Origin of the sequence: Moraxella sp. K02 (assembly GCF_041154755.1) — a bacterium.
Lineage (GTDB): Bacteria > Pseudomonadota > Gammaproteobacteria > Pseudomonadales > Moraxellaceae > Faucicola.
Map to the genome: position 1 here is coordinate 236,244 of NZ_AP031590.1, position 14,466 is coordinate 250,709.

Annotated in this window: 16 protein-coding genes and 2 tRNA genes; 2 read left to right on the forward strand and 16 right to left on the reverse strand. The window is 43.0% G+C overall.

The genetic code is table 11. The annotated features are described in order from the left end of the window. Positions 1-29: 29 nt before the first annotated feature. The 3 genes from clpP to rdgB form a co-directional block, all read right to left on the reverse strand. On the reverse strand, positions 30-704 hold the full coding sequence (gene clpP / locus ACAM39_RS01075) for an ATP-dependent Clp endopeptidase proteolytic subunit ClpP (protein WP_369627919.1): 675 nt from the start codon (positions 702-704) through the stop codon (positions 30-32). Between the two features lie 137 nt (positions 705-841). Beyond that, positions 842-2,209 carry a trigger factor gene (gene tig, locus ACAM39_RS01080; RefSeq protein ID WP_369627920.1) on the reverse strand — a complete coding sequence of 456 codons (1,368 nt, stop codon included), beginning with the start codon at positions 2,207-2,209 and terminating at the stop codon, positions 842-844. A gap of 288 nt (positions 2,210-2,497) precedes the next feature. Further along, positions 2,498-3,148, reverse strand: coding sequence for an RdgB/HAM1 family non-canonical purine NTP pyrophosphatase (rdgB, locus tag ACAM39_RS01085; protein WP_369627921.1), 651 nt, complete (start codon positions 3,146-3,148; stop codon positions 2,498-2,500). A gap of 540 nt (positions 3,149-3,688) precedes the next feature. On the opposite strand from rdgB, the gene ACAM39_RS01090 reads away from it, so the two are divergent. Then, on the forward strand, positions 3,689-4,315 hold the full coding sequence (locus tag ACAM39_RS01090; RefSeq protein WP_128680327.1) for a superoxide dismutase: 627 nt from the start codon (positions 3,689-3,691) through the stop codon (positions 4,313-4,315). 309 nt (positions 4,316-4,624) lie between these two features. On the opposite strand, the gene panD is transcribed toward ACAM39_RS01090, so the two are convergent. The 9 genes from panD to ACAM39_RS01135 all read right to left on the reverse strand — a co-directional run bounded on the left by panD (position 4,625) and on the right by ACAM39_RS01135 (position 9,734). After that, the gene (gene panD / locus ACAM39_RS01095) at positions 4,625-5,005 is read right to left on the reverse strand and encodes an aspartate 1-decarboxylase (protein WP_036589204.1); all 381 of its coding nucleotides are present in this window, start codon (positions 5,003-5,005) and stop codon (positions 4,625-4,627) included. Between the two features lie 214 nt (positions 5,006-5,219). After that, a complete protein-coding gene (pth, locus tag ACAM39_RS01100; RefSeq protein ID WP_309594995.1) occupies positions 5,220-5,807 on the reverse strand; it encodes an aminoacyl-tRNA hydrolase in 588 nt (195 codons plus the stop codon). Positions 5,808-5,844: 37 nt separating this feature from the next. Further along, the gene (locus ACAM39_RS01105; protein ID WP_007117245.1) at positions 5,845-6,570 is read right to left on the reverse strand and encodes a 50S ribosomal protein L25/general stress protein Ctc; all 726 of its coding nucleotides are present in this window, start codon (positions 6,568-6,570) and stop codon (positions 5,845-5,847) included. A 280-nt stretch (positions 6,571-6,850) separates the two neighbouring features. Next, complete coding sequence (locus ACAM39_RS01110) at positions 6,851-7,801, reverse strand: ribose-phosphate pyrophosphokinase (RefSeq protein WP_007117244.1); 951 nt, start codon at positions 7,799-7,801, stop codon at positions 6,851-6,853. 127 nt (positions 7,802-7,928) lie between these two features. Further along, positions 7,929-8,004: transfer RNA gene (locus tag ACAM39_RS01115), tRNA-Gln, on the reverse strand. A gap of 123 nt (positions 8,005-8,127) precedes the next feature. Then, a tRNA-Gln gene (locus ACAM39_RS01120) sits at positions 8,128-8,203 on the reverse strand. A 99-nt stretch (positions 8,204-8,302) separates the two neighbouring features. Beyond that, positions 8,303-9,208, reverse strand: a complete 906-nt coding sequence (ispE, locus tag ACAM39_RS01125) for a 4-(cytidine 5'-diphospho)-2-C-methyl-D-erythritol kinase (protein WP_369627922.1) — start codon at positions 9,206-9,208, stop codon at positions 8,303-8,305. 5 nt (positions 9,209-9,213) lie between these two features. Continuing rightward, positions 9,214-9,447, reverse strand: coding sequence for a hypothetical protein (locus tag ACAM39_RS01130; protein WP_369627923.1), 234 nt, complete (start codon positions 9,445-9,447; stop codon positions 9,214-9,216). 80 nt (positions 9,448-9,527) lie between these two features. After that, a complete protein-coding gene (locus tag ACAM39_RS01135; RefSeq protein ID WP_369628552.1) occupies positions 9,528-9,734 on the reverse strand; it encodes a hypothetical protein in 207 nt (68 codons plus the stop codon). A 139-nt stretch (positions 9,735-9,873) separates the two neighbouring features. On the opposite strand from ACAM39_RS01135, the gene ACAM39_RS01140 reads away from it, so the two are divergent. Next, on the forward strand, positions 9,874-10,047 hold the full coding sequence (locus ACAM39_RS01140; protein WP_313015201.1) for a DpnD/PcfM family protein: 174 nt from the start codon (positions 9,874-9,876) through the stop codon (positions 10,045-10,047). A 2-nt stretch (positions 10,048-10,049) separates the two neighbouring features. On the opposite strand, the gene ACAM39_RS01145 is transcribed toward ACAM39_RS01140, so the two are convergent. The 4 genes from ACAM39_RS01145 to metX all read right to left on the reverse strand — a co-directional run bounded on the left by ACAM39_RS01145 (position 10,050) and on the right by metX (position 14,320). Next, entirely contained in the window at positions 10,050-11,297 is a 1,248-nt protein-coding gene (locus ACAM39_RS01145; protein WP_369627924.1) for an MFS transporter, read from the reverse strand. A 239-nt stretch (positions 11,298-11,536) separates the two neighbouring features. Next, complete coding sequence (locus ACAM39_RS01150) at positions 11,537-12,118, reverse strand: tetratricopeptide repeat protein (protein WP_096488401.1); 582 nt, start codon at positions 12,116-12,118, stop codon at positions 11,537-11,539. A gap of 381 nt (positions 12,119-12,499) precedes the next feature. After that, on the reverse strand, positions 12,500-13,108 hold the full coding sequence (gene metW, locus ACAM39_RS01155) for a methionine biosynthesis protein MetW (protein WP_369627925.1): 609 nt from the start codon (positions 13,106-13,108) through the stop codon (positions 12,500-12,502). Between the two features lie 45 nt (positions 13,109-13,153). After that, positions 13,154-14,320 carry a homoserine O-succinyltransferase MetX gene (gene metX, locus ACAM39_RS01160; protein ID WP_369628553.1) on the reverse strand — a complete coding sequence of 389 codons (1,167 nt, stop codon included), beginning with the start codon at positions 14,318-14,320 and terminating at the stop codon, positions 13,154-13,156. Positions 14,321-14,466: the final 146 nt, after the last annotated feature.

Genomic DNA, 14,466 nt, shown 5'->3' on the forward strand with positions numbered 1-14,466 from the left:
TCTTAATTACTTCGTGATTGTGTGACCTATTAAGCAATGCTTGGACGTTTTTCTAATACTTCATCAATCAGACCGTATTCTTTGGCTTCTTGGGCATCTAGCCAATAGTCACGCTCGACGTCACGGGCGATTTTCTCAAGTGGCTGACCGGTACGTTCTGCCAAGATTTTATTCAAGCGTTCACGGATTTTTAGGATTTCACGCGCATTGATTTCAATATCGGTCGCTTGACCTTGTGCCCCACCTGATGGTTGGTGAATCATCACACGCGCATTGGCTAAGGAATAGCGTTTACCTTTTTCACCCGCTGCCAGTAAGAATGAACCCATGCTATAAGCACCGCCCATACAAATCGTTGACACTTGTGGCTGGATAAAGTTCATGGTGTCAAACACCGCAAGACCGGCACTCACAGAGCCACCGGGTGAATTGATGTATAAGTGAATGTCTTTTTCTGGATTTTCCGCTTCTAGGAATAACAACTGGGCGACAATTAAATTCGCCATGTGGTCTTCAACTTGACCGGCTAAGAACACCACACGCTCACGCAATAAGCGAGAATAGATGTCAAATGAGCGCTCACCGCGAGCCGATTGCTCGACCACCATAGGTACTAAAGCACTTTGTGGTGACAACACGTCACGGGTTACGGTATTTTGGATTTGACTCGTCGCGAAAGGCGAGTCCAAGAATTTTTCTAACATGTTATTGTCCTTTTTAAATATGCAAAAGCCCTTATCGTTTATAAGGGCAATTGGCATAAAAACAAGTTACTAAGCTGACTAAAAATACATTCTTAAATGCTTAAGCTTAAATGCCTAAGAATGGATTAAGCCAATTATTACATCATCGCTTGTTGCTGTTGGCTAGCCAGTAAGTCTTGGTAAGATACTTCAGTATCAGTCACTTTACCTTGAGACAAGATATGATCGACCACTTGGTCTTCTAACACCACCGCTTCGATGTTGGCACGTTCTTGCGCATTGTTGGTGTAATAATCGATAACTTCGTTTGGATCTTCGTAGTTTTCTGCCATTTCGTTGATGTATGTGGTCACACGTTCTTGGTCAACTTCAAGTTTATTTGACTCAATGAGGCTCGAAACGATGATGCCAAGACGGGCAGCACGCAGGGCTTGCTCTTCAAATAATTCGTTTGGTAGCATATCTTTGTTAAAAGTTTTAGGATCTGCACCAAACTGCTGGGCAAAACGGTTTAACATCATGCTACGTTGGCGATCGATTTCTTGCTCAAGCATCGATGCAGGTACGTCGATTTCATTTTTCTCAAGTAGGGCGTTAAATGCCGCTTCTTTCACTTGGTTACGGGCAGCGCTTTTTACTTCGCGCTCCATGTTTTTACGCACGTCTGCTTTAAGTTTGTCTAAGCCGCCTTCTGTTACCCCAAATGCTTCAAGGAACTCATCGTTTAATTCTGGTAATTGTGATTGCTCAACTGATTTGACGTTGATTTTGAACTGTGCTTGTTTACCTTGTAGGTTTTCGGCTTGGTAATCTTCTGGGAACGTCACGTCGATGGTTTTTTCTTCGCCTGCTTTCATGCCTTTGATACCATCTTCAAAGCCTGGAATCATACGGCCACTGCCTAATACTAGGCTAAAGTCTTGCGCGCTACCGCCTTCAAATTTTTCACCATCGATTGAACCTTCAAAATCAAACTTGACTTGGTCGCCTTCGGCTGCGGCATCATCTTTGGCAACGTAAGTTTGGCGTTGTTTTTGTAGGTTTTCAATCATAGTGTCAACGTCTGCGTCACTCACGTTGGCAACTTGACGCTCAACTTCGATGTCTGATAACCCTTGCACTTCTACTTCTGGGAATACTTCAACCGTTGCTTGATACACCAAAAAGTCGTTTTCAAGTTTCACGTCATCAATGTTTGGCATACCCACAGCGCGGATGTTTTCTTGACGAATCGCATCAAATACGGTATCGCGAATCACATCGTTGATGACTTCTTGTTGGATACCTGCGCCATATTGGGCGCGAATGTGCGATACAGGCACTTTACCTTTACGAAAACCGTCGATTTTAGCGGTTTTTGCCACTTGGTTGATGCGTTTTTCCACGCGACCTTGAATGGTTGACACAGGTACTTTAACCGTGATTTGGGTTTCAAGGTTTGATTTTTTGTTGGTAGTTACTTCTAAGTTAGTAACTGTTGAATCTGACACATTTGAATTTGACATAACAAAACCTTCCATAAAATATCAAAAAAGAGCAGCGTGGGTGCCACTCATAAGGGTAAATAGCGATAAGTTATCAGGCTTTTAAGGGGATTGAAAAAAGCCTATAAAATACGCAATCCAAAATCTGTGGGTTAATGCCTGCTAAAAGGCAAAAATTAACCGAAAGTGGTATAGTATAAATTAATCATCTAGTAAAGTAAAAAAATTGTTGCTGTAAAATCTCTGTATCGACTACCTTAGCAGTCACACCTTGTCTATCTGCAAGTGATAGGCGAGAGTTGCAAACCTTTACTTCATTAATTGCATTAGCAGTTGCTGCATCGCTTGCCCGCGATGACTGATGCGGTTTTTATCGATCTTTTGCATCTCGGCAGCGCTTTTTTGTACACTTGGTATCCAAAATAGCGGGTCATAACCAAAACCAAGCTCGCCTTGCGGGGCAGGCAAGATTTCACCTTGCCAAATCCCTTGTGCAATGATAGGTAGCGGGTCATTGGCATGGCGCACCAAGGCAAGCACGCAAACAAACTGCCCGATAATCGGCTCATTTGTGTGTCTGTGCGGTTCAAGCAGCCGCAATAATTTTTGGTTATTGGCTAAGTCTTTATGCTCGCTAAAGCTGGCTTCATCTTGGGCAAAACGCGCAGAATAAATCCCAGGTTGACCGCCTAGTATGGGTACACATAAACCCGAATCATCCGCAATCGCAGGTAAGCCGCTAATGCAGCTGGCATGACGGGCTTTAATGAGCGCGTTTTCAATAAAACTAAGTCCATCTTCGACCGCGTCCTCGATGCCCAATTGCCCTTGCGGGATGACCGTTATCTGAAGATTGGCTTGTTCAAATAATTGCTTAAATTCCGCGAGTTTGCCTTGGTTATTACTGGCGAGGACTAACTGACGGGTAGGAAATAGTTGATTGGGGATAGAAACTGACATACAGACCCACTGTGTGTATTTTGCATAAGAAACTTGACCTTATCATAGCATAGTTAACAGTGGCTCGCGCTGCAAATACTCACATTGCAAAAGCCTTATACCAAACCACTACAGTTTTTTTTGAGTAATTTGCTATCATCAAATAGCAAGTAACGGGTTAAAAATCAGCTTATTAGCAGGCACTCATTGATTTTTACCTCACAAGATAATAAATCCCCACTATAGAAACGGTTAAATTCTGCCAATTTTTATGGCAAAATAACCCATGTGTTATGAGGATATTATCAAGGCTAATGATAGCAAGGTTAATAAACAAAGCTAACGATAGCAAAATTAGTGAGTGGTTTTAACCCTTGATAAAGCTTGATGAAGCATAGATAAATAACATAAACTAAATAACATCAACCCAGCCAACTTGCCATTTTGGATATGGTTTTGATATATGCGCTTTTAATACAAAGCTTTTATCATACAAATGGCATGTGGTTACTTTTATCATAAAGTCATCACAACAATAGCGAAGGAAAAAGGAAAAACAACATGTCACAAATTACATTACCAGATTTACCATACGCCAAAAACGCGCTTGAGCCACATATCAGCGCAGAAACCCTAGAATTCCACCATGACAAACACCATGCAGCGTATGTCAACAAACTAAATGAGCTACTACCAGGTTCAGGTCTTGAAGGTAAAGAGCTTGATGAAATCATCAAAGCCACCGCAGGTGATAGCAGCAAAGCGACAATCTTTAACCAAGCGGCACAAGTTTGGAACCATACTTTCTACTGGAACTGCTTGACTGCCAATGGTGGCGGTGAGCCAACAGGCGATCTAAAAGCCAAAATCGAAGAAGCGTTTGGTTCGTATGCAAAATTCCGTGAAGAATTCAAAAACGCCGCCGTAAGCCAATTTGGTTCAGGTTGGGCATGGTTAGTGGCTGACAGCGTGGGTGGTCAATTATCAATCATTAAGACTGCAAACGCAGATACCCCATTAGCCCATAACCAAGTTGCAGTATTGACATGTGACGTGTGGGAACATGCTTATTACATCGACTATCGTAATCGTCGTCCAGACTACGTTGACACTTTCCTAGACAAACTGGTTAACTGGGATTACGCAAACGCCAAATATAAAGGTCAAGAAGCTGGCGTAGAAAAATAATCGCCTATCTTTGCTTTCTTAAGTCCTTTAATCGTTTAAAAAAAGCCGAATAAATTTCGGCTTTTTTTATTAACAGATACTAAAAGTAAAACTTTGTTAATTGCCGAGTAAGGCTTTCGTTATCTGCCACATTAGTACTATCTGACCTATCGCAAGCAAACTATAAACGTGCAATTTACGGTTGACCCGCCCATTTACCTACGCATCAGCGAAATGCATTGTTTAAATAAAAAATATAGACAACAAAAAGGCGAGTATTCAATGACTCGCCTAATTTAATTGCGCATTTGTGGTAACGATAAAGCTGTGTTAAGAAACTTGTACAGGAATCACGTTGGCAGTGTCTTTAACGATATTACCTTCATCAAGGTAAACCAAGCGTGGATGATGATTGTCGGCTTCTTTCTCATCCATTTGCGCGTAGGCAGCGATAATCACCACATCGCCCAAATCCGCCATGTGAGCAGCTGCTCCGTTGAGTGAAATCATTTTTGAGCCTGCTTCTGCACGAATCGCATAGGTGCGGAAACGTTTACCGTTGTTGACATTATAAATGTCGATTGATTCGTTCTCACGGATGCCCGCCAAGTCGAGTAACTCGCTATCAATGCCACATGAACCTTCGTAGTGAAGCTCACAATGGGTCACACGCGCGCGGTGAAGTTTGGCTTTTAATAGGGTTAATAACATGATCGTTCCTTACCTTGTCAGGTTAACGCGATGGGCGTCATTGTGGTAAAAGTGAGCAGGCTAGTCATGAGAGGCTATTAACCAACTCGATAAAAGTTAAACATGATTGAAATATCAGGTGAGAAATTCATCCATCTTGCAATCAATATATGGAAGGAAAATAAAACTTCAAGGATAGACCCTAAGATTTATCAATCTTATCCTTTGTTTAACGTTAGGCATGGGGTAGTTTAAAACTGTTGATGGCTTGCTGCGCTTTGGCTAAGTCACCTGTCACCAAATCGGGCAGGGTACGCATGGCAGCATCTAGCATACTATCAAATGCGATTTGCTCATCAGCGGTCGGTTTACCAAGCACATAACCCGATACTTTGGACTTATGTCCTGGATGGCCAATCCCCAAACGTAAACGGTGAAAATCCGCGCCGATATGCGGCACGATATCACGCAGTCCATTATGACCGCCATGACCACCGCCTGTTTTTAAGCGCATACGACCCACATCAAGGTCAAGCTCATCATGAACAATCAGCAGTTCGTCATTGTGGATGCCATAAAAATTTACCATCGGCACCACTGCTTCCCCTGATTTATTCATAAAAGTATGCGGTAACAATAAGCGTATATCCATGCCATACACTACGCCACGCCCAACCATACCATGAAATTTTTTATCCAACGTCATGGTGATGTTAAATGTCTCGCTCATACGCTCCACAAACCAAAAGCCAGCATTATGCCGTGTTTGGGCATACTGCTGACCTGGGTTGCCAAGTCCGACAATCAGTTTCAGTTTTGACACGCTGATTATTCCAACTTAAGCGGCAAATGACAAATGATTATTCATCATCGGATTTTGGGGCATCATGGGTATCATCTTGTGCTTGAAGCTTACGTGCTTCTTCGTCACCTTCAGGATCACGAGTACCGGCAGCTTCTTCATTTGCTTCTGGCTCGATTGGCTCTTCAACTTCCACCGTTGGCGCTTGCATAGTAGCCACGGTACGGTTAAACGGTTCAGTCACTTCAAGCTCACGAATGGCAACGCCTTCAGGTAACTGGATATCTAACAAGTGAATCGAATCACCGACGTTCATGCCAGATACATCGACTGTCAAGTATTCTGGGATTTTTGAAGGAATGGCAGTGATTTCAAGTTCAGTGGCATTCGATACAAAGATACCGCCTGCTTTATGACCTGGTGCATCTTCAGCGCCTACATAGTGTACAGGAACAGTGATGTGCATCGCTTGACCACGGACGATACGTTGGAAGTCAGCGTGCATTGGGGTATTTTTGGCTGGATGACGTTGTAGTGCTTTAATCACCACTTCTTCCGTACCTTGACCTTCTACGTTGATGGTCAAAATGTGAGAGAAGAAACTTTCTGTTTCCAGTGATTTAATCAACTCATTGTAACGGATGGCAATAGAGGCTGGCTCTTTGTCCGCACCGTACACGATTGCTGGTACTAGGTTTTGTTTACGAAGGCGGCGGCTCGCACCTTTACCTTGTAACTCGTCGCCACGTACGACAGCGTTTAATTCAAAAGTTTGGTTACTCATGGGAGTTTCCTTGGGTTAGGCTAGTCATGGGTGCCTGGTCAGTATGACTTGGCTTTTTTGCCTTTACTTACAAAGCTTTACTTACAAAGCTTTAGTTAAAAAGATTGGCAAGTAACTAGCGAGTGAAAAAAAGCATAAATTTGCGACCAATTTATGCGTTATGCGCCACTTTTTTAAAAAATGGCAAAACTTTAACAATTATTTTGCAAATAGCAAGTTAACAATAGCAACATGGACGTAACCGATACGCCCGCTGCTGGCTAGCATTGCCTAAAATCACCTACATAATGTCAAACATCGCACTCAATGATTCTTCATTGTTGATACGACGTAGCGCTTCAGCCAGCATAGGGGCAATGGTCACTTGGCGAATTTTGCCCGTGTTTTTTGCGGCATCTGACAGTGGGATAGTATCGGTTACGACAAGTTCATCAAGCACTGACGCGGCAATTGTTTGGATGGCTTTACCTGACAATACTGGGTGGGTGATATAACCCACCACCCGGCGCGCGCCACGTTCTTTTAATGCGGCAGCGGCTTTGCACAGGGTACCTGCGGTATCCACCATATCATCGATAATCACGCAATCACGGTCTTTAACATCACCGATGATATGCATTACTTCTGATTCGTTGGCTTTGGCGCGGCGTTTATCGATAATTGCCATATCGGCATCGCCTAGCTGTTTTGCCATCGCCCGGGCACGAACCACACCGCCCACATCAGGGGATACTACCATCAAGTTATCGTATTTTTGCTCACGTAAATCTTTAAATAAAACCGGCGTGCCGTAAATATTGTCTACAGGGATATCAAAGAAACCTTGAATCTGGTCTGAGTGCAAATCCACGGTAACAACACGGTCAATGCTCACAATATTGAGCATATCAGCGACCACTTTTGCTGAGATAGGCACACGCGCTGAGCGAGGACGACGGTCTTGACGCGCATAACCAAAATAGGGCATCACTGCCGTAATACGACCTGCACTGGCACGGCGCAAGGCATCTGCCATTACCATGATTTCCATCAAATTGTCATTGGTCGGTGAGCAAGTTGATTGTAGAATAAAGACGTCTTTACCACGTACATTCTCTTGGATTTCAACCGCGACTTCACCATCCGAAAAACGCGTCACATCGGCACGTCCTAGCGGAATATGTAAGTGATTGGTGACATTTTTTGCCAATTCTGGATGGGCATTTCCGGTAAAAATCGCCAAATAAGGCATATGCGAGTCCTATTTTTCTAGACCAACGACGGTTTCATCAAACAAAAAAACTCATCAACTAACTTTTACAATTAGGATGAGAAAAACGTCATTACGTCAGCTACTAAAAATGGGTTAGTAAAGAAAATGGCAGGGGTAGCTGGACTCGAACCAACGAATGCCAGGATCAAAACCTGGTGCCTTACCAACTTGGCGATACCCCTGTGACGGTGCGAACTATACCGATTTTAGGCGATTTTGTCAATGTAAAATGTCTTGAACAGTGCAGATTTTATGACAAAATTTTTACTACGTGATGCACAAGAAAATTTGTACATCTTTGAATATGGCAGGGGTAGCTGGACTCGAACCAACGGATGCCAGGATCAAAACCTGGTGCCTTACCAACTTGGCGATACCCCTATATTGGAAGCGATATTTTAACCAAAAAACATAAAATTGCAAGCTTTTTTTGGCCATAAATACCAAAATTTTTGCAATTGTTGATTTTCCAAAATTTTGTTACAGCGTATGTACCCAATACGCCTGAAAAGGTGAGGATTGTAGCCAGTCTTTGATGCTATTTTTATCAAAATCGCTAGGTACTGGCAAAAACACACAGCTCCCTGAGCCCGTCATGCGCGGTGTTGTGTGGGTGTTGGTGGCAAGCGTCATTAAAACATTCATCGCGGCATTGACGTCTGCAGATAATTCACATACTACAGGTTCAAAAACATTGGTAAAGCCATCAGTTAACTCATTGGTAAAGGCATGGCAATGGCTTTGCAAATAGCCATGAGAAAGGCTTGCGCAATCCCGTTTTAGCAGCGGATGGGCGAAAAGTTCAGCCGTGCTGATATGGGCATCGGGTTTTAACAATAAAAATTGCTGCGCAGGCAAGTCAATCGGCGTTAAAATCTCGCCAATGCCTTCAGCAATGGCATCTTTGCCAAAAATAAATATCGGTACATCCGCGCCCAGTTTTGCGCCAATGAGGCGTAGCTGCTCATTGCTCAATCCCAGTTGCCATAGGGTATTGAGCGTCATCAGGGCTGTCGCACAATTAGACGAACCCCCGCCCAAGCCTGCCCCCATCGGAATGTGTTTATCGAGGTGAATATCAACAATCGGTAATTGGGCGATTTGCGAGTCATTCAAAATTTGATGATTTTTGGCAAAGGCTAATAAGGCAATGGCCGCTTTAACAATCAGATTGTCGGTAGGGTTGTCGGTGACGTTCTCGGCATTGGACAGGGTGACGGGCAAGTTGTCGTCAATGGTTTTATCCGTATGACTAAAAGTGAGCGTATCGTACAAATCTATCAGCCGAAATACGGTTTGTAGATTATGATAGCCGTCGGGGCGTTTACCGGTAATATGTAAAAATAGATTGATTTTGGCAGGGGATTGTTGGGTAAAGGTCGGCATAAATTTTAGTCAAAATAGTAATGAACATTAGGCAGATGGCTTTGAATGACATTTAGAATATTGTTTTGGATAAACGCTTCATCCATGCCATTATGAAAAATCTCAACATAGTCACTATGCTCGATTCTATCAAATTGAAACAAATAAGAAATTTCTACGTTGCTTTTTTCGTTCGCTTTCTTCATTCGGCCGTTGTATAAACTGCCATTCTTGTTGGTCAAAGTCGATATAACTGGCATAAAAGTTTTCAAATTGACATTGGGCAATCTTTTTAAAATCAGTTGTCTGTATCAATAGTGTCATTGCTTTTTCTCAAATTTTAATAGGGTATTTTGCGATAGTTGCCGTTACCCAGAAATTCAATGAGATGTTTGTCTCTTAAAATTTGTAATTGTTGGCGAATTTTAGCATGAATATGTTGATTGCTTGGAAATTGTTTGGCAAGTATTGGCGCGTAGGCATAAATATCTTTGAGGGTAAAATTGGGATTAGGCAGCTTGTCAACACATTGCATAATTGCCAACAGCCAACCTTTTTGCTTGGCAGTGGTTTGGTTAACACTCTTACCACTTGTGACGGACTTTGATAGTTTGCCGCAAGTTTTTTATCCAAGAATAGGTGCATAATTTATTTAAAAAACTGTTAATCTACTTTTAGGAAGTACTATGCAAACTTTTTATATTGAAGTCAAAGAGACGTTAAGTCAATTGGTAGAAGTGACCGCAAATAGCGAAGATGAGGCATTGTTGAGTGTCAAACAACGTTATCAAGACGAAGAAATCATCTTAGATGCTGACAGCCATATCGCAACTGATTTTAGCGTATGGCATCACTCATAACATTAAGCATTGGCTTTCATCATTTTCGGCTCTTGAATCGGTAGATTGAGCACAGCAGCCAAGGCAGCCAGTGCCATATCGGCATACCACATATACTGATAATTACCAAATTTATCAACCACAATTCCCCCCAAGTAGGCGCCCAAAAACCCACCAACTTGGTGACTAAATAACACCAAACCAAACAAGGTTGCTAAATATTTGACCCCATACAACTTGCCAACGGTTGCCGCAGTCGGGGGTACGGTAGCAAGCCAAGTTAGACCTAAGCTAACCGCAAATATAAAAAAAGTCGTTGCCGTCTTGGGTGCCATCAAGAAAATCGCAATCAAGATAGTACGGCTCAAATACATCCAAAACAAAATATATTTGCTGCGAAATTGTCCGACACACCAACCGACAAACAAACTGCCGACCACATTTGATAAGCCAATCAACGCCAGCGACCAAGAGGCAACATTGCTACCGAGACCCGCCAACGTTACTTCCATCGGTAAATGAGTGACCAAAAACGCAATATGAAAACCACAGGTAAAAAAGCCGATATGCAGCAGCCAGTAGTTACGATCGCTAAGCGCGCGTCGAATGCATTGTGATAGCGTTTCGTGGGCTTGGTTATTGGCAACCGCCGACGAAGCGGCAGGCGCATGTTTACCTACATTGTTACCCTGCGTGAGATAATAGGCCAACGGCAAACACAGCAAACTTGTCCCTGCCATAAAATACATTGCCCCTGTCCAACCTACCAGTGGCAGGGCAATTAACCCTTGTAAAATCGGCGCAAATAAAAATTGCCCAAACGAGCTGCCTGCATTAATAATACCCGACGCAGTGCCGCGCATATGGGGTGGGGTTTGATTCGCCACTTGTCCCATCAGCACTGAAAAACTACCCGCACCTGTCCCAAATGCGACCAAAATCCCAAGCGTGACCACCAAACCACCGGCGCTGACAAAATACGGCACACTAAAACAGCCAATCGCCAGTAGCAAAGTACCGAAAAATAGCACCCGCCATGCGCCAAATTTATCCGCCAGTGCCCCTGTCACAGGCTGTGACACGCCCCACATCAGCTGTGTCACCGCTAAGGCAAAACTGATTTGCACAATGCCAATATGCGCGCTAGCATCAATCGGTTTGATAAATAACCCAAGTGATAGCCGAATCCCAGACGTAATCAATAAAATAACCGCAGCGGCGGCAACTAACAGCCAAAGCTGATTTTTTGACGGTAGGGCAGGGTTTGGCATAGGGCATATCCAAAAAAAGGTAGCAAAAACTGGGGTGGCAACTACTTGGCTAACGCGCTAGTATCTGACGCATAAAACTGTTCAAAAAAATCCATGAATGCGCGATTTCATACAATCAATGTGCGCCGAGCAATCTTGATTAATTTAACCCATAAAAACAAAAAACCCTAGTAAATACTAGGGTCTCAGGGATTTTAATGGTTAGGTTAACACTTAACCAAACATTCGTTGTATTAAATTTACTTGCTTTGGAACCAAGAATCCGCACGGCTACGTGCAGTGGCAATATCTTGTGATGACAAGTTTAATGCCAATTGACCGATTTTGCTTTGCGCGCGGGTACGTACTTGGTCTGATAGCATACCGTCACGAGCCGCTAGGTCATACCATTTGTAGGCATCGACTAATTTCTTTTCTTTTTCATCTAGCATGGCTAGGGTATAGCTGGCACGGTTATCACCAAGTTTTGCCGCTTTTTCTAACCAATAACGCGCTTGACCAGCATTAGGCTGCACACCTTCACCACGGATATACATCATGGCAAGATTTAATTGTGCGGGTGCGATGTCTTGTTTGGCGGCGGTGGTGTACCACTGAATGGCTTGTTGGAAGTTTTGCTGAATGCCGAGACCTTTTTGGTAGCGTTTGGCTAGGAAGAATTGGGCTTGTTGATTGCCAGTTTTAGCTTGGCTAAGTAATGCCATCGGTTCCATGCTGTCATAGCGTGAGCCATTGAGTGGAATATTGGCAACCAATTCAGCGCTTGCAACGCCCGATAAGCCTAAAAATGCAGTTAATACGGTGACTTTTAATAATTTCATAACCAACTCCGAGTATCAAGCTGCAGCCATCGCAAGCTTGCCTAGGTTTAGATAAAATAAACTTAATAAATAGGTAAACGAATTAACAGAAAATCTTAAATTTTACAATGATTTAGCCATTCGTTATGTTTTAATAGGATAACGCAATCTTTTGATTGTTTTAGGTTAACACTGTTTGCTTTGCGTTTCAAATATTTAAGAGAAAATGTAAACAGTTGTTACAATATTTCACAGGGGAAACAAAGACTTGCGACACTTGGTGTCGTGTAGGGCTTTACTTTTGTGAAATATTGTTAGACTAGATGGTAATTTATCCGCTTACCAAATATTCATAGGCATAAAATCAGCGATAAAAAACCTTAGTTTTCGGTAACACGATAATTAGTTTTTGGTAACCCGATAAATGGCCACATCGGCAAGTAAGTTAGGGTTTTTGCGGATAATTTGTGCAAGTAGCCAAGGGTAGGGCTTTTCACTTTCTTGTACCGCAAAACGATTGATGATGCGGATGTCATTGTCATCACACAGCTTTTCAAAGTCTTTAAAGGTACACAAGTGAATATTGGGCGTGTTGTACCAAGCAAACGGCAGGGCTTCAGACATTGGCATCATGCCTTTGATACCCAAGTGAATACGGTTTTGCCAATGCGCAAAATTAGGGAAAGTGACAATCACTTCTTTGCCAACACGTACCATGTCGAGGAGGAGTTGGTCGGGCTCTTTGACCGCTTGTAGGGCGCGCGCCATCACTACTGTGTCAAAGCTTGCGTCGGCAAACCGCGCCAACCCATCATTTAAGTCTTGCTCAATGACGTTGACGCCTTTGGTAACACAGTCATTGATTTTAGTTTGGTCGATTTCGATACCATAGCCAAACACGCCCAATTTGTTTTGCAAATGCGCGAGTAAATCACCGTTACCACAGCCTAAATCCAAGACTTTGGCATTGTGTTTGATCCAGCGTTCAGCAAGTTGATGGTCGATTTTCATTCAATTCTCGTTAAATCTAAAGTTAAATCCAAAATTAAATCTAAGTTAGGCGGTTAAAAAATTAAATACCGAGTGACGATAGGTTGGAATATCAAACAAAAACGAATCATGTCCATAGGCGGCATCAATATTGATATAGCTTACGGGTTTACCATTGGCAATTAGCGCATCCACAATTTCTTGTGAGCGCTCTGGGCTAAACCGCCAATCGGTGGTAAAGGATATGATTAAAAACTTACATTGGGTGTTCGCCAATGCCAACCGTAGCGCATCGGTATCTGTCAAGCTATCATTGATACTGTCATCCTCAATCGCGCCACGCGCCGGGTCAAAATAATCCAAGGCTTTGGTCATCAGCAAATAGGTATTGGCATCAAAACGTTCACTAAACTGCTCACCTTGATAGCGTAAATAACTTTCCACTTGAAATTCTACATCGTAGTTGAACATCAGCTTGCCGGCTTTCAAATCGCGTCCAAATTTTACCCGCATCGCTTCATCAGTGAGATAAGTGATATGACCGACCATGCGCGCCAAAATCAAGCCGCGTTTGGGGATTTTGCCTTGCTCGATATAGCGTCCTTCACAAAAATCAGGATCGGATAAAATCGATTGGCGTGCCACCTCGTTAAAGGCAATATTTTGTGCAGACAGCTTCGGCGTACTGGCAATGACCACACATTTTTTTAGCCGACTCGGATAGTCAATTGACCACTGCATGGCTTGCATGCCACCCATTGAGCCACCAACAATAGCATGCCAGATATCAATGCCCAGATAGTCAGAGAGCATGACTTGGGTTTTTACCCAGTCTTTGATGGTGACTAAGGGAAAATCAGGACCATAAGGCTTGTCGGTTTCTGGGTTGGTACTGGTTGGACCCGTCGAGCCGTAGCAGCTGCCAATGTTGTTAAGACATACCACAAAAAAACGCGTGGTATCAATCGCTTTGCCAGGACCGATAAAAGTATCCCACCAGCCTGCCTTTTTATCATCGCTACTATGATAGCCAGCTGCATGATGACTGCCCGATAGCGCATGACAAATCAATATCGCATTAGATTTATCGGCGTTGAGCTCGCCATAAGTTTCCACCATTAAATCAAAGAACGGCAGCGTACGATTGCATTCTAGCGTCAATGGGGTATCAAAATGAATTTTTTGCGGTGTGACAATACCCACAGATTTGCCATCAGATTTGGCAAAACTAATTGGATGATCGTCGTCAAAATTTTTGGGGACAGTCAATTCAGCTTCAGGTAAAATCTTGGTATGTGGTTTGTGTTGCTGTGTACTCACCCGCTTTCTCACTAATTTTTGATTGATAACGCATTAAAAGTATAGCTATTGTAAGGGTT